Source organism: Rivularia sp. PCC 7116, from assembly GCF_000316665.1.
In the GTDB taxonomy this organism is placed as follows: Bacteria; Cyanobacteriota; Cyanobacteriia; order Cyanobacteriales; family Nostocaceae; genus Rivularia.
The window spans coordinates 1,959,776-1,976,432 of the sequence record NC_019678.1; the positions used below are offsets into that span (position 1 = coordinate 1,959,776).

Sequence of the window (16,657 nt, forward strand, 5' to 3'; positions counted from 1 at the left end):
TTATATTCCAATTCCTAACTCCTAATTTTCAGCGATTCCCAATACCCAATGCCCAATACCCAATACCTATTACTAATCTAAAACGAAAACGTTGACCTTAACGTAGTTTGCCAAATAGTACCGCGATCGCTGTCGTTGTCAGGATTAATTACTAAAGAAATTACGGGAGTAAAGCTGATATTGTCGCTTATTTGCAGATTATAAAATGTCTCAAAGTTAGTTTGAGTCGCATTTCCCACACCATCGGTAACAAAAGGTTGACCAATTGCGACACCGGCAATAGTACCGGGAATGCCAATGTTACGCAAACCCACACCAAGCGTCCAACTAACGGGATTTAAATCTAATTCTTGATTGATAGCGGTATTAAATCCTTGATAATCACCGATTCCCAAACGACCAAAAATTCCTGCATTGCGGTTGAGAGCGTATTCGGCATTCACCCCATAAGCATTAATATCGGTATTTTCAATTTCAGCATTTGTATATTGGAGTTTTAAAGTTAGTTTATCGCTAAAAGTATATTCTAATTCAGCACTTGCTTGATGAGGGTCGCCAAAAAAACCTTTATCTTCAGAGCTTGAATCAGCATCCCCAGCAATATAAAGCGAGCGAAAAGCCAGTTTGCTATTCGGTTTCCAAACCACAGCAGCCCCAGCACCACCATTCCGATCGATTCGATTTTGGACAATCAAAGGATTATTTAGAAAAATTCCCGAACTAAAATCAGCCGCTTCATTATTCGCATAGCGATTACCGTCGATAAAATCTCGCGGGGACATTTTCGTTCCTACAGTCACCGCTAAATCTGACGAAGGACGTAAAGTATAGTGCAAACGCCTGAGTTTGACATCATCTTCAACATCGGTAAAGTCAAGTCCCCCAGCATTCGCGAAAAGTCCAGCGCTTCCTAGTAAATTAGCATTTTCCTTTTGCGCTAAACCAACAGCATCACCACCATTGTTACCAGATTCCAATTGAGTAACCAGCAAATCTTTTTGACTAAAACTAGTTTCAAAAGTCAATCGAGTTCGAGAAGCTAAACTAAAACTCGCTCTTCTTCCATCCGTCAACCCAAAAATTTGCTGTCCTTTTAATTTTGTGGTTGTAGAAAACTGATTCGCTTGTAATTGTGCAGAACGAGAATCAATATCATTCAAACGCTTGCGTACATCAGCTAAAGCTTCAGCGAATTCTCTTTGTAATCGTCGTAAAGTAATTTTATCTTGTTGGATGTACCTATCACTGACAGAAGTAGCAGTAGCATCTTCCACCTTGTCTAAAGCCGCAGCCAAACCAGTTGCAAATTCATAACGAGTGACAGCACGATTTCCCTTGAAAGTCCCATCCGGTAAACCCGTAATTACACCATACCTTTCAATTAAAGACTTTAAAGCTTGATAAGCCCAATCCGTTGGTTTTACATCTGATAGTTCGTCTACTGAAGTTTGTTGAGCCAAGATTTGAGAGGGGGCAGAGGGGGCAGAGGGGGTAGAACTTATAACCTTTAAACTTTGACCTTTTAGTTGCAATGCTGCTTCTGAGGGAAAACACAACGGGCTAAAAATTCCATAGCCAACTAAAGCCGCTAACAGCTTTGGAGAACGAATTATTTGCTTGAGAAACTGCTTCACGCTCAACTCCATCACACTTACACCAATAAGTATAATTGTTGACTTTTGGCGAATTATGAATGTTTCTTGCTTAACCCTTAACTGCTCGCTTCAAATTTCTAACTTCTCATTGCTAACTATTAACTATTCGCAAAATGTTTTAAAATCTCTCCTCAGATGGTCGTCTAAACATCTATTCTATAGTCGCGTAAACCTCTATTCTAACTGTGGGAGTTACGACTCCTAATTTGAAAGAAAGTCGTTATAACTCATTCATACAAAGGAACTGAAACACATGATGGATACTGCTATTGAAGCGATTGTGGCTCGCGAGATTCTTGATTCCCGTGGTAGACCTACTATTGAAGCTGAAGTACATTTAGTAAATGGTGCGATGGGATTGGCTCAGGTTCCCAGTGGCGCTTCTACAGGAACTTTTGAAGCTCACGAATTGCGCGATGGTGATAAAAGCCGTTATGGCGGTAAAGGTGTTCTTAAAGCGGTAGAAAACGTCAATGAAACCCTAGCTCCCAAGCTGTTAGACATGGACGCTCTTAACCAAGAACACCTTGATAAAACCATGATTGACATCGATGGTTCTAAGAATAAGTCCAATTTAGGTGCAAATGCGATTTTAGGCATCTCCTTGGCTGCTGCAAAGGCTGGTGCTGAGTCTTTAGGAATTCCTCTTTACCGTTATTTAGGTGGTCCTTTAGCGAATTTACTCCCCGTACCCTTAATGAACGTAATCAACGGTGGAGCGCACGCTGCAAATAACGTTGATTTCCAAGAATTTATGATTGTACCCATCGGAGCATCTTCCTTCCGCGAAGCTTTGCGCTGGGGTGCGGAAGTGTTCGCTACCTTGAGCAAAGTTTTGGATGAGAAAGGAGTATTAACCGGAGTTGGTGACGAAGGTGGTTTTGCTCCCAACTTGGAATCAAATCAAGTTGCTTTAGAATTATTAGTTGATGCAATCAAGAAAGCTGGTTACAAGCCAGGTGAAGAAGTAGCTTTAGCTTTAGACGTTGCAGCCAGCGAATTTTACAAAGATGGACAATATGTTTACGACGGTAAACCTCATTCCCCCGCAGAATTTATTGATTACATGGCACAACTAGTAAATCAATATCCTATCGTTTCCATTGAAGATGGTTTACACGAAGAAGATTGGCAAAGTTGGCAATTACTCACCGAAAAAATCGGTCATCACGTGCAACTAGTTGGTGATGACTTATTTGTTACCAATGCCGAACGCTTGCAAAAAGGAATTGAACAAAAATCTGCTAACTCAATTTTGATTAAACTCAATCAAATTGGTTCTTTGACTGAAACCTTACAAACCATTGATTTAGCAACTCGTAACGGCTTCCGCTCTGTAATCAGCCATCGTTCCGGAGAAACCGAAGACACCACAATTGCTGACTTAGCAGTAGCAACCAGAGCCGGACAAATAAAAACCGGTTCCTTGTGTCGTAGCGAACGTGTTGCTAAATATAATCGCTTGTTGAGAATTGAAGATGAGTTGGGAGACGCTGCGATTTATGCGGGTACCGTAGGATTGGGACCGAAATAATTTATTTGGGCATGGGGCATAGGGAATTGGGCATCGGGAATAGTTAGGAATTGAAATTTTAGGAATCCGGCTTTTGTTGATGAAGCCGGGTTTATTTGTAGGTTGGGTTAGGCGCACGACAAATTATAATTTTCAACGAGAGATTTATCTTTTTCGCCGTAACCCAACATTAATTTAGAGAATTAAGAATAGGTAATTTTGGTATTAGAAATTAAAAATTGTATTAAATGTATTTACCACAATCTTGATGTTGGGTTACGACACGAAAATATCAATTCGCGTTGCATTTTTCAATTTTTGTTCGTGTCTAACCCAACCTACAGATTTAGCAAAATTTTAATTGGGGGTTGGTGCGTGACGCTAAAAGGTTCATTATTCCGTTGTGCGTTCAAGTTTTTTTTAAGCGTCACAGCACCCTACAATTTAATTATCCAATGCCCCATGCCCCATGCCCAATACCCCATGTCCAATGCCCAATCCCCTATTCCCAATTACGGATAAAAACCTAACTTTGGCAATCCGAGCATTTCATCCCAGCCCATCATGATGTTCAAACACTGGATTGCTTGTCCGCTCTGTCCTTTGATTAAATTGTCAATAGCTGATATCACAATCACTCGGCGGGTTCGTGAGTCAACTTCTATACCCATATAACAAAGGTTGCTACCGTGAGTCCATTTGGTTTGGGGATAAATTCCTGGTTCGCAAATTTTTACCCAGGGGGAGTTACGATAAAAGGCTTTATAGATGGTAATTAAGTCGTCTCTAACTAATCCGGGGTCGCGTAATGTTGCGTATACTGTTGCTAAAATACCGCGTACCATTGGTATGAGGTGATGGGTAAATTGGACTGTGACTTCGTGTCCTGCTAAATCGCTGCAAATCTGCTCTATCTCTGGGGTATGGCGGTGACGGGCAACGTTGAAAGCTCCGAGGCTGTTGTCTGCTTCCGATAGTAATAAATGAGTTTCGGCTTGTCTTCCGCCGGTTGATGTGCCCCCTTTGCCGTCAATGATGGCGGTTTCGGGTACGATTAATCCTTGTTTGAGGAGGGGTGAAAGTCCTAGCAGACTGGCTGTGGGATATGAACCGGCACAGCCTACTAATTGAGTTTCAGAAATGCGATCGCGGTAAAGTTCTGGTAGTCCGTAAATGGCGTTAGATACGGTTTCAATGTCTTGACGCTTTTTGCCATACCAATTACTATAGGTTTTCAAATCTCTAAATCGATAATCTGCTGACAAATCTAGGACTTTGCATCCATATTCGAGCAGTTTTGGTGCAATTTCGCAGGCTAGTCCATTGGGTAGCGATAAAAAAACGACTTCGCAGCGGCGTGCAATTGCTTCTGGTTCTAATGCTTCAACTTTAAGGTTTACCACCTGGGCTAAATGAGGATAAATATCGCTAAAATCTTTTCCAGCACTACTTTCACCCCCTAAGTAAACCAGTTCGAGTTCTGGATGATTCAGCAGCAACCGCACCAACTGAACCCCACCATATCCTGACGCGCCAATAATTCCCACGGGTACGCGCCTAAAATTGCCCATGTTTTAAAATTCCCATCCAATGTTTTTTCTTTTTCTGCAATAACTCCGCGCTTAATCGCCAAAATGGCTAAATTTAGGCGGCTAATTGCGCTTAAAATGTTATGTAATTAAGTATTAGTAACATAGGAGCGCGTTGTAGACACTTCTGCTATGTTATCGAATCATTGCTACTATGCTTCGGTATTTCACAAAAGAGCTACAATATAAGATAAGATTTATTAAAAAAAATTAACGTTCGCTCTTCGAGAAATTCTCTGTGTCGCAGCATAATATCGAAACGCACTCTCCGCAAGGTGGGGAACCCACCCCGGTTACTGCCGATTCAACCCAAGCATTTAAATTTGATTCGATTGATTCCGCATTGGCTGACTTGAAAACTGGTCGCTCTGTGGTTGTGGTGGATGATGAAAATCGAGAAAATGAAGGCGATTTGATTTGTGCAGCCCAGTTTGCAACACCAGATAATATCAACCTCATGGCGGTAGAAGCACGAGGTTTGATTTGTTTGGCAATGACTGGCGATCGCCTTGATGAACTTGATTTACCTTTGATGGTGAAGAACATCACTGATACCAATCAAACTGCTTTCACTGTCAGCATCGACGCTGGGCCAGAATTAGGGGTTACTACAGGAATTTCCGCTGAAGACCGCGCTCGTACTATTCAAGTCGCGCTCAACCCAAACACTAAACCAGAAGATTTACGCCGTCCCGGTCATATTTTTCCAATTCGCGCTAAGAAGGGAGGAGTACTCAAAAGAGCGGGACATACGGAAGCTGCTGTAGATTTATCTCGATTGGCTGGTTTGTATCCGGCTGGGGTAATTTGCGAAATCCAAAATCCCGACGGTTCGATGGCAAGGCTACCCGAATTAATCGAGTACGCCAAGCATCATAAAATGAAAATTATCAGCATCGCGGATTTAATTAGTTACCGTCTACGTTACGACAGAATAATTCAACGCGAAACTGTTGCCGATTTACCTACAGAGTTCGGTAATTTCAAAATCTACGCTTATCGTCACACTCTTGACAATAAAGAACACGTTGCGATTGTTAAAGGTGACCCGGAGAAATTTGGTGACAAACCAGTAATGGTGCGGGTACATTCCGAATGTCTCACCGGGGATGCTTTAGGCTCCTTACGCTGCGATTGTAGAATGCAGTTAAAAGCAGCCTTAAAAATGATTGAAAATGCCGGAGAGGGTGTTGTTGTATACCTGCGTCAAGAAGGTCGCGGTATTGGGTTAATCAACAAATTAAAAGCCTATTCTTTGCAGGACATGGGGCTAGATACCGTAGAAGCAAACGAACGTCTGGGATTTCCTGCCGATTTACGCGACTACGGTATGGGAGCGCAAATGCTGATGGATTTAAACGTACATAATATACGTTTGATTACTAACAACCCTCGTAAAATTGCTGGTTTGAAAGGTTATGGTTTGGAAGTTGTTGATAGAGTACCTTTATTAATTGAAGCCAACGATTACAATACTCATTACCTAGCAACAAAAGCTAAAAAGCTAGGTCATATGCTCTTACAAACTTATTTAGTAACATTAGCATTGCATTGGCAAGACGAACCTTTATCAATTACCCAACGTTACGAGCGTTTAGAAAAGATACGGAATTTAGCAAAAGACTATCATTTATTATTGCAAGAAGAAACTCGTCCTTTAGGTCTTGCTTTATTTAGCGAACCATCTTTAACAGTACACTTAGGTTTAGACCAAGCCAACGTCGCTTCAGCGGATTGGTATCTTGAAATTGGTCATCCTTACGTACAGGCTGTTACTAACATCCTCGATAAACTGGTTGAATTACCTTACGTTCAAAAATTAGAATTTCTGATTTCACCTGGAGTAGATCCATTAAGTAAGCTACAGGTTAAATTAGATAGACAAGCTTTTGAAATCAGTCAATTACCTTCTTCACTCAGTGGTGAATTGGAAACCCAGAAAATTTATAGTTTTGGGAAGTGAACCAATTTTGGATTTTAGATTTTAGGTTTTAGATTGTAGGGGAGGCAAATTGGGAGGACACTGCGTTGCGGGGGTTCCCCCCATTGTAGCAAGTGTCCGGGTGTAGATTTTCTTCCCCCAATATTGCCGTTGTGTTACGGCACGAATATGTAATGCTTGAAATTGCAAAGTTGAAAATGCCGTAACGTATTAGCAATAATAACCTAAACGTACCTTTCTACCTTTGTCTTTAAATCGGACAACAGGTACAATTTTAATGTCTTCTTAATCCTGTGTCAGGGAATTACTATTGGTAAAGATTTACTATTTTAGTTCAAATAATCAATTAAAGACGCAGCAATGCTTATAGAGTTTAGTATTGAAAATTATCGTTCAATTCAAGAGCGACAAACTTTGAGTATGGTGGCATCTAAGGATGAAGCCATGCTTGATAGTAACACTTTTCCTACACCTAACTCAAAAGACGAACTTCGCTTAATTACTAATGCTGTAATTTATGGTGCTAACGCTTCAGGAAAAAGTAATTTATTACGAGCAATACAAACTTTAAGAAGGTTAGTGGTTGATTCAGCAAGTAAAATGCAGGTTGGTACTAAACTTCCTATTGAGTCATTTCGATTAAATACTAAATATAAAAATCAACCAACTAGTTTTGAAATAATTTTTATTCATCAAGATATACGTTATGAATATGGAGTTGTGTTAACTCGGGAACGGGTACATGAGGAATGGTTAATAGCTTATCCCAATGAACGCTCTCAAAAATGGTTTTCTCGTGAGTATTTAGCAGAAAATAAGGAGTATAAGTGGTCTTTTGGAAAAGCATTAAAGGGAGAAAAACAAAGTATAAAAAAACTTGTTCGCTCTAATTCTTTGTTTCTTTCTCATGCTGCACAAAACAATCACATTCAACTAACTCAAATTTTTAAATGGTTTGACTCAGAATTAAATATTCTTACATCCAATACTATTGTAGAAGGATTTACATTAAGATTTTGCGAAGAACACGATGATTTTCGTCAACAGGTAGTTAATTTGTTAAGCGAAGCAGATATTGGTATTTCAGATATAAAAATTGAACAAAAACCGATATCAGAAAAAGAAAAAAGCTTATTTAAACAGTTTTTGATGAGACAAGTTTTTGAAAACCAAGAGCTAGAAGAAGACATCAATTTTGAAGAATTACAATCATTGGATGTAAAAACTATGCATCAAATGAATGATTCGGAACAAGAAGTCGAATTTGAGATGGAAGATGAGTCAGATGGAACGCAACGTTTATTTCAGTTAGCAGGACTTTGGCTGTATGTTTTACAAACAGGGGAAACATTAATTGTAGATGAATTAGGTAGAAGTTTGCATCCAGTTTTAACAAGAGCATTAATAAAAATGTTTAATAATCCAGAAATCAATCAAAACAATGCTCAAATTATTTTTACAATTCATGATACTACGCTTCTAGATACAGGATTATTTAGACAAGACCAAGTATGGTTTACTGAGAAAGAAAAAAGCGCAACTAAATTATATTCATTGCTTGATTTCATGAATCTAAATGATGAATCTTTAGAAAAAGGATACCTTTTAGGTTTATATGGTGCTGTTCCTTTTACTGACGGATTAAATAGTATAAATTATGTCAAAAAGAGGTAAAAATAAGAATCAGCTACAAAGAGGCAAAGCAAACAAGAAACGGATAAAATATATTTTAATTGTAGTTGAAGGTCAAGAAACTGAATATAACTATTTTAATTCCTTGAAAGATGATTTAAAACTAAAGACTACAGAAATACAAGTTGCGCGTGCTTCTGGTGGTAGTCCTTTAGATGTTGTAGAAAAAGCGAAAAGTTTATTGCAAGAAAAAATTAGACTTAGTAACAAACAAGGTAACCCAAAATACGATGAAGTATTTTGCGTTTTCGACCAAGATAACCAAATGAAAAAATATCATCAAGCTTTAATAGAAGCTAAAAATAATAATATTCAAGCTATAACATCAATTCCCTGCTTTGAAGTTTGGTTTTTATTGCACTGCTGTAACACTAGCAGCCCTTTTTCTGATTGTAAGGAAGTATGCAAAAAATTAGAATCAGAGTTCAAAAAGCTAAGATTTTTAAAACCTAAAGAATGCTATGAGAAAAAGAATTCTGACTGGTACAAAATTTTAAAGCCGAAACTTCAGAATGCTATTGATAATGCAGAAAAATTAGAGAAATACCAGGAAAATAATCGAGAAAATTTTAATCCATCTACAAAAGTACATATTTTAGTGAAAATTCTGCAAAATCAAAAGCATTTTGAATAGATTGTTACTTCTCATAAGTTCGTAGTAAGCGATTTATCGCTCTTCCTTAACCAAAATATAAAAATCAGAATTAAATAAATCAATCCAAGCAAACCAGCACCATAAATCAACCCTAAAGAAAGAGTAGAATTAAAAGTATAATTTGGACTATTTTCTAATAACTTATGAAGTCCGCTGTGAATTATCATAAATCCAGCAAGCGCAATCCGCGACCAATTTTTAACAACTTCAGACTCATTATTTGTTAACCACAATAGCGCTGCAATCAGTGGTATATGAAGAACAATAAAAGCTACGGATGCAGTTTGCTCTGGTAAACTTCGCAATATAAACAAAAGCTTCCATTCCGATTGCGTCATCGCATCGAGTTCGTGAGTAAGAATTGTTGCAAAGCCTAAATAAAAAAGCAGGTTTTTCATTACTCTATTAAATTTATTCCAGATAATTGTTAAATGTAGGGTGTGTTATCGCGCAGCGTAACGCACCATACTAAGAATAGTTATTTGTTTAATTTCTATAAATGGTGCGTTACGGCATTTTCACATTTGTAATTTATACCATTACATATTCGTGCCGTAACACAACGGTAATATTGGGGGAAGAAAATCTACACCCGGACACTTGCTACAATGGGGGGAACCCCCGCAACGCAGTGTCCTCCCAATTTGCCTCCCCTACAAATTATGAGTTTTTACTTTCCAAAACTCCTTCGCGGAAATATAAAAACAACGGTAAACTGCAACTTAAACCAACTCCAAAAGTAGCTGCGATATAAATCAATAATCTACTACGAGATAAACCTAGTCGCTTCAATTCAACAAATGAAAAGCATAAGAAAACTAATGCACTAATTAATAAATCCGTCCCAAATGCAGCGGCAGCGTAATTATCAAATTCTTTTTGAATCAATAATTCAATAGAAAAACCATTTTGAATAAAAAATTCTAAAATTAAGCTCCAAGGTGCAATGCTTCCAATAATTACTAGCAGTAGATAAAGCGATTTCGCTGAAAATAATTTACTAGATGCAGAAGTTTGATTTTGATAAGTTGTATTTGACATGACTTTTATTCTCCGATTCAGACTCAATCATCGTTGTTGTTTTGATTATCATTGCTGTATCCCAGAGTTACAATTACCTTTGAGGTAATAAAGATGTTAGTAAAAATGCAATCCACCTCAAATCAACAAACAACTTTCGGAAATCTGCTGAAGCACCATAGGAAACTGCGAAATTTCAGCCAGCTTGATTTAGCTTTAGCTAGCGATGTTTCCCAAAGACACATTAGTTTTCTCGAATCCGGTAGAGCAAATCCCAGTCAGGAAATGATATTGCAGCTTGCGACTGTACTAGATATTCCTTTACGGGAACAAAACGTCATGCTGACAACTGCGGGATTTGCACCAATTTATTCCGAAAGCGATTTATCTTCACCAGAATTTGAACCCATCCGTAAAGCTTTGGATTTCATTTTGCTTTCTCAAACACATTCACCTGTGTTGATAATGGATAGATATTGGAATTTAATTCAAACTAATCCGGTTTCGCAACGGTTAATCAACTGGTTGATTGATTCAGAAGACTTGCACAACCGTTTTTATATCGATGGAAAAATTAACTTGATGCGATTGATGCTACATTCCCAAGGATTAAAACCCTTCGTTTCCAACTGGGAAGAAATTGTTAGTCATTTAATCAAAAGAGTTTATCGAGAAGCAATAGCAGACGATAATAACGAGCAACCACGGCAGCTTTATCAAGAATTGATGACATATCCAGATATTCCACAACTGTGGAAACTTTCCAATTCTCAAAGTTGGCAAATGCCATTATTAACCGTCAATTTTTTTAAAGCTGGGCTACATCTCAACTTTTTTTCAGCAATAGCAACTCTAGGTACACCCCAAGACATAATGTTACAAGAATTACGCATTGAAACCTTATTTCCAGCGGACGAAATCACCCAAAAAAATTTGGTCGAGTTAAATTAATTATCAGTGAAATTTATCTTAAGAAAGAATATTTTGCTCTTTACCTTCTGACCTCTGCGCTCTTGACTTCCTCTGCGGTTTTATAATTCCAAGATTATTGCAAAAAACATTACTTTACCTTCAATGAAAAGCTTTCAATCTATCTTTTTCGCTAATCCAATACTCCGATACCCAAAACTTATCAATATTCATTACAATCGCCACTGGCGCAAAAGTATCAAATTCTTTCCCCGATAAATGTTGTGGAGGCAACAATCCGAATAGTTCTTTATATACCGTCACCTCAGTAATAATCTCATCAAACTCTGCTTCCATCTCATCAACTAAAACACAGTGAATTCCCCCTTCATCTTCGTAATATTCCTCTTCATAAGGTTCCCAGATAGGAGGTACGAGTTCGTGTTCCAAATATTCCAGACGCTCAAATTCCTTGACGGGGATTATTGCCGCAACTTCTTCCCCAGCTTGCTGTAAAACGATACGCTTTCCTGCTAAAACCACTGTTTTCAAAGCTTCGAGCAAATTGCCTCGAACTTCCTCAATGCTCGAACGTACAAACCCTTCATCTTGGTTAACGTGCTGTTTTATGATCATAAATGTAATCTTAGTGCAATCTAATAGGTCATTTAGTCTAGAAATCCGGGAAAATAATAAATTAAGGCTAACCTAAATTTTTCTTGAATTTTATGGCGAACTCATTTTTGGAACATCTCCGAAGCCCCAAACGCCCTGTTGTGGTGTTCGATGGAGCGATGGGAACAAATTTACAGGTACAGGAACTCACTGCTGAAGATTTTGGTGGTGCGGAATACGAAGGCTGTAACGAATATCTCGTTCACACCAAGCCGGAAGCAGTTGCGACGGTTCACCGTGGTTTCTTGGCTGCTGGTGCGGATGTGGTTGAAACGGATACTTTTGGTGGTACGTCAATTGTACTTGCCGAGTACGATTTAGCAGACCAAGCTTATTACCTGAATAAAGCTGCTGCGGAATTAGCTAAGAAAGTCTGTGCGGAATTTTCTACACCAGAAAAACCCCGTTTTGTTGGTGGTTCGATGGGTCCTGGTACAAAATTACCAACTTTGGGACATATTGACTTTGACACCTTGAAAAATGCTTATGTAGAGCAAGCAGAAGCATTGTGGGATGGTGGAGTCGATTTATTTATCGTCGAAACTTGTCAGGATGTGTTGCAAATTAAATCAGCGCTGAATGCAATTGAAGAAGTTTTTGCTAAAAAAGGCGATCGCCGTCCGATAATGGTTTCTGTGACTATGGAAACTATGGGCACAATGCTCGTAGGTACGGAAATTGCTGCGGTAGTGACAATTCTCGAACCCTACAATATCGATATTTTAGGGTTAAACTGCGCCACCGGACCCGATTTGATGAAACCATACATCAAATACTTATCGGAACACTCACCATTTATTGTTTCTTGTATTCCCAACGCGGGTTTACCAGAAAACGTCGGCGGACAAGCGCATTATAAATTAACTCCAGTAGAGTTAAAGATGCACTTAATGCATTTCATCGAAGACTTAGGTGTCCAAGCGATCGGGGGTTGCTGTGGGACACGTCCGAAACATATTGAAGCTTTGGCAGAAATTGCTAAAGACTTAACACCGAAAGATAGAAAACCGCAAACTGAACCGGCTGCGGCTTCGATTTACGGTACTCAACCATACGATCAAGATAATTCGTTCTTGATTATCGGCGAACGTCTCAACGCTAGCGGCTCTAAGAAGTGCCGTACCATGCTCAATGACGAAGATTGGGACGGATTGGTGTCTTTGGGACGTTCTCAGGTTAAAGAAGGCGCACACGTACTTGATGTCAACGTTGACTATGTAGGGCGCGATGGCGTGCGTGATATGCACGAGTTAGTTTCGCGTTTGGTGAATAATATTACTTTACCGCTGGTGCTTGACTCCACCGAATGGGAAAAAATGGAGGCAGGGTTAAAAGTTGCTGGTGGTAAGTGCTTGTTAAATTCTACCAACTACGAAGACGGTGAAGAACGCTTTTTAAAAGTGTTGGAATTAGCTAAAACTTATGGCGCTGGGGTAGTAATTGGTACCATTGACGAAGACGGAATGGCGCGAACTGCCGATAAGAAATTTGAAATTGCTCAAAGAGCTTATCGTCAAGCATTAGAATACGGTATCCCCGCTCACGAAATTTTCTTTGATAATCTAGCGCTACCGATTTCCACCGGAATTGAAGAAGATAGGGAAAACGGTAAAGCCACGATTGAATCCATTCGTCGGATTCGTCAAGAATTACCCGGATGTCATGTTGTATTGGGTGTTTCCAACGTTTCCTTCGGTTTAAATCCCGCAGCGCGGATAGTTTTAAACTCGATGTTCCTGCACGAAGCAATGCAAGCGGGCATGGATGCAGCTATTGTTAGTGCCAGCAAGATTTTACCGCTGGCTAAAATTGAAGAAGAACATCAAAAAATCTGCCGCGACTTGATTTACGACAACCGTAAATTTGACGGTGATATCTGCGTTTATGACCCCTTGGGCGAACTTACCACAATGTTTGAAGGGGTTAGCGCTAAACGCGATAAAGGCGTTGACGTTAGTTTACCAATTGAAGAACGCTTAAAACAGCACGTTATCGACGGCGAACGCATTGGTTTAGAAGATGCTTTGAAAGAAGCAATGGAAAAATATCCGCCGTTGGATATTGTTAACATCTACTTATTAGATGGAATGAAAGTAGTAGGTGAATTGTTCGGTTCCGGACAAATGCAGCTACCTTTCGTATTGCAGTCAGCAGAAACGATGAAAGCAGCGGTGGCATTTTTAGAACCGCACATGGAAAAATCGGAAGGTGAAGTGGATAATGCCAAAGGTACCTTTGTTATTGCTACCGTAAAAGGTGACGTTCACGACATTGGTAAAAACCTGGTGGACATTATTTTGTCCAACAACGGCTATCGGGTAATTAACTTAGGCATAAAACAGCCAGTAGAAAATATTATCCAAGCCTACGAAGAACATAAACCCGATTGTATAGCCATGAGTGGTTTGTTGGTGAAATCAACGGCGTTTATGAAAGATAACTTAGAAACCTTTAACGAAAAAGGAATTACCGTTCCCGTCATTTTGGGTGGTGCTGCATTGACTCCCAAATTCGTTAACGACGACTGTCAAAACACCTATAAAGGTAAAGTTATCTACGGTAAAGATGCATTTTCCGATTTGCATTTCATGGATAAATTAATGCCAGCCAAATCTGGTAATGATTGGGATGATTTTAAAGGTTTCTTGGGTGAATTTGCAGAAGAAGAACATTCTCAAAACGGAAACGGAAACGGACATAAAGGAGCAGAAGCAAAAGCTGTAGAAGACAAACCCGAAGAACCAAAAGTCATTGACACCAAACGTTCCGAAGCAGTCGATATCGATACCGAACGTCCCACACCACCATTCTGGGGAACCAAATTATTGCAAGGAGAAGATATTCCTCTAGAAGAACTATTTTGGTACTTGGATTTACAAGCATTAATCGCCGGACAATGGCAATTTAGAAAACCCAAAGACCAGACAAAAGAAGAATATCAGGCTTTCTTAGCAGAGAAAGTATATCCAATTCTAGAAACCTGGAAAAAACGGGTAGTAGAAGAAAACTTGTTGCATCCCCAAGTAATTTACGGTTACTTCCCCACACAAGCAGAAGGAAACACTTTACATATATACAACCCCGAAAACCATTCCGAAAAAGTTACCGAATTTGAATTCCCCCGTCAAAAATCATTACGTCGTTTGTGTATAGCAGACTTCTTTGCTCCCAAAGAAACCGGAATCATGGATGTCTTCCCCATGCAAGCGGTGACAGTCGGTGAAATTGCCACTGAATTCGCTCAAAAGCTATTCTCCAACAACGAATACACAGATTATCTGTACTTCCACGGAATAGCAGTGCAAATGGCAGAAGCCCTAGCCGAATGGACGCACGCCCGAATCCGCCGCGAATTAGGCTTTGCAGACGAAGACCCCGACAACATTCGGGATATGTTAGCGCAAAGGTATCGCGGTTCGCGTTATAGCTTTGGATACCCAGCTTGTCCGAATATTCCAGACCAGTACAAGCAGTTGGACTTGTTGAAAACTGACAGAATTAACCTGTATATGGACGAAAGCGAGCAGATTTATCCCGAGCAAAGTACAACAGCGATTATTACCTATCATCCTGTAGCTAAATACTTTAGCGCTTAACTCAAACCCCCCTCTCCTTAATAAGGAGAGGGGCTGGGGGTGAGGTTTCGAGCAATGTAGCAAGAAAAGATTTAGAAGTAAGGTAATTCTCCCCTCTCCTTGACAAGGAGAGGGGTTGGGGGTGAGGTAATTTAACGGATGTCAAAAACCAATCAATGTAATTAATCTGATATTAACTAAAACCCTATTAATATCAGCTTAATTATCAAAATGACCCAACTTTATAATAAAAAATCAGAAAAAGAAAAACGGCGTAAATTACGTCAAGATATAGTAAAAGCAGAAAAGATAATTTGGGACAAAATAAGAAATAGACAAATAGAAGATTGTAAATTCCGCAGACAATATAGTGTAGATAAATTTGTCATTGATTTTTACAATCCTATATTAAAGCTAGCGATAGAAATTGACGGTGAAAGTCATTTTCAAGAGGGTGCTGCTGAATATGATAGAGAAAGACAAAGTTATATTGAGTCTTTAGGAATTAAGTTTATTCGGTTTACGAATAATGATGTTTATAACAACTTAGGTGGTGTTTTAGAAAGTATTGCGATGAAGGTGAGAGAGTTGAGGGGTTGAAGTTGTTTGTTAGAATTAAAAGTGAAAACCTCACCCCTAACCCCTCTCCTTATTAAGGAGAGGGGGAAAGGAATTTAAAATTATTGATTACGCTTTCTCAATTTACAATCAATTTCTGGTGGGAACGCTGGAAAGTTTTTTCTAATCCAATCTAAAGAACGCCAAGCTATTTTATTACAATTAGTACTTGCTGCACCAAGGTTATTACCTCCAGCATCAAATATTTCCAACCATCCATCATCACCATCTGTAGTTACCCGAGTTGTAAAAATTCTTTGTCTCCCAATAGTGACTACAAAATTATATACAGAACCAAAATCGGCTTCATCAACATTTTGTTTATAGAAAAGATAAGATTTTGCAAAAGTTTGGGGATATGTTGGTTTTCTTTCTCCTGACTGCAATTCGTTTAGAAATATATGAACATCTTCAAGATTGAATTGAGTTTTTAAACTATACCCACATTCTTCAAGATAAGCTTCTTCTTCACTATAATTTTCCAATCCACTAACTTCAAAATCCCAAGTTTGAGAAGGGTAAAGAGATTTCGCATCAATTAACTCTTCTTCGTCATAGACTTCTGTATAATTTTGAGAATAAAATAGCTTAATTTTCTGAATGAAGTTATTCATGGTAGATTTTGATTAATAGCTAATTATGATTAACTTATTTTGCCCTATTTAACTTATAAATATTCAATTATGTTCAATAAATTTTAAACCTTATTTTGTTATAACAAACATCCCTCTCCTTAATAAGGAGAGGGAACGAGTGTGAGGTTTAAATGTATCGCAATCTTAGATATTATTAACAATATTCATCCAATCTTCAA

Annotated in this window: 13 protein-coding genes; 7 read left to right on the forward strand and 6 right to left on the reverse strand. The window is 38.8% G+C overall.

Features of this window, described 5'->3' with window-relative positions; translation table 11 throughout:
• Positions 1 to 77 precede the first annotated feature (77 nt).
• Positions 78 to 1,646 carry an iron uptake porin gene (locus RIV7116_RS07560; RefSeq protein ID WP_015117697.1) on the reverse strand — a complete coding sequence of 523 codons (1,569 nt, stop codon included), beginning with the start codon at positions 1,644 to 1,646 and terminating at the stop codon, positions 78 to 80.
• Positions 1,647 to 1,908: 262 nt separating this feature from the next.
• On the opposite strand from RIV7116_RS07560, the gene eno reads away from it, so the two are divergent.
• Positions 1,909 to 3,189 (forward strand): phosphopyruvate hydratase, encoded by a 1,281-nt coding sequence (gene eno / locus RIV7116_RS07565; protein WP_015117698.1) that lies wholly within the window; start codon positions 1,909 to 1,911, stop codon positions 3,187 to 3,189.
• A gap of 491 nt (positions 3,190 to 3,680) precedes the next feature.
• On the opposite strand, the gene argC is transcribed toward eno, so the two are convergent.
• On the reverse strand, positions 3,681 to 4,739 hold the full coding sequence (gene argC, locus RIV7116_RS07570; RefSeq protein ID WP_015117699.1) for an N-acetyl-gamma-glutamyl-phosphate reductase: 1,059 nt from the start codon (positions 4,737 to 4,739) through the stop codon (positions 3,681 to 3,683).
• 256 nt (positions 4,740 to 4,995) lie between these two features.
• Here argC and ribBA point away from each other — a divergent pair, with 256 nt between their 5' ends.
• From ribBA to RIV7116_RS07585, 3 genes are all read left to right on the forward strand, one after another.
• Positions 4,996 to 6,720: a bifunctional 3,4-dihydroxy-2-butanone-4-phosphate synthase/GTP cyclohydrolase II gene (gene ribBA / locus RIV7116_RS07575; protein WP_015117700.1), complete on the forward strand. Its 1,725-nt coding sequence runs from the start codon at positions 4,996 to 4,998 to the stop codon at positions 6,718 to 6,720.
• A gap of 339 nt (positions 6,721 to 7,059) precedes the next feature.
• Complete coding sequence (locus tag RIV7116_RS07580) at positions 7,060 to 8,373, forward strand: ATP/GTP-binding protein (protein ID WP_015117701.1); 1,314 nt, start codon at positions 7,060 to 7,062, stop codon at positions 8,371 to 8,373.
• A complete protein-coding gene (locus RIV7116_RS07585) occupies positions 8,357 to 9,025 on the forward strand; it encodes an RloB family protein (RefSeq protein ID WP_015117702.1) in 669 nt (222 codons plus the stop codon). Before RIV7116_RS07580 ends, RIV7116_RS07585 begins: the two co-directional genes overlap by 17 nt.
• Positions 9,026 to 9,036: 11 nt before the next feature.
• Here the strand turns inward: RIV7116_RS07585 and RIV7116_RS07590 are convergent, their stop codons facing one another.
• A complete protein-coding gene (locus tag RIV7116_RS07590; RefSeq protein WP_015117703.1) occupies positions 9,037 to 9,444 on the reverse strand; it encodes a DUF6713 family protein in 408 nt (135 codons plus the stop codon).
• A 262-nt stretch (positions 9,445 to 9,706) separates the two neighbouring features.
• Positions 9,707 to 10,087, reverse strand: a complete 381-nt coding sequence (locus tag RIV7116_RS07595; protein ID WP_015117704.1) for a DUF2834 domain-containing protein — start codon at positions 10,085 to 10,087, stop codon at positions 9,707 to 9,709.
• A 105-nt stretch (positions 10,088 to 10,192) separates the two neighbouring features.
• Here RIV7116_RS07595 and RIV7116_RS07600 point away from each other — a divergent pair, with 105 nt between their 5' ends.
• Entirely contained in the window at positions 10,193 to 11,017 is an 825-nt protein-coding gene (locus tag RIV7116_RS07600) for a helix-turn-helix domain-containing protein (RefSeq protein WP_063721479.1), read from the forward strand.
• Between the two features lie 120 nt (positions 11,018 to 11,137).
• Here RIV7116_RS07600 and RIV7116_RS07605 read toward each other — a convergent pair whose 3' ends face one another.
• Entirely contained in the window at positions 11,138 to 11,611 is a 474-nt protein-coding gene (locus RIV7116_RS07605; RefSeq protein ID WP_015117706.1) for a type II toxin-antitoxin system Phd/YefM family antitoxin, read from the reverse strand.
• Positions 11,612 to 11,703: 92 nt separating this feature from the next.
• Here RIV7116_RS07605 and metH point away from each other — a divergent pair, with 92 nt between their 5' ends.
• Both metH and RIV7116_RS07615 read left to right on the forward strand, forming a co-directional pair.
• Positions 11,704 to 15,246 (forward strand): methionine synthase, encoded by a 3,543-nt coding sequence (gene metH / locus RIV7116_RS07610; protein ID WP_015117707.1) that lies wholly within the window; start codon positions 11,704 to 11,706, stop codon positions 15,244 to 15,246.
• A gap of 210 nt (positions 15,247 to 15,456) precedes the next feature.
• A complete protein-coding gene (locus tag RIV7116_RS07615) occupies positions 15,457 to 15,825 on the forward strand; it encodes an endonuclease domain-containing protein (RefSeq protein WP_015117708.1) in 369 nt (122 codons plus the stop codon).
• An 80-nt stretch (positions 15,826 to 15,905) separates the two neighbouring features.
• Here RIV7116_RS07615 and RIV7116_RS07620 read toward each other — a convergent pair whose 3' ends face one another.
• Positions 15,906 to 16,457 carry a hypothetical protein gene (locus tag RIV7116_RS07620; protein WP_015117709.1) on the reverse strand — a complete coding sequence of 184 codons (552 nt, stop codon included), beginning with the start codon at positions 16,455 to 16,457 and terminating at the stop codon, positions 15,906 to 15,908.
• Positions 16,458 to 16,657 lie beyond the last annotated feature (200 nt).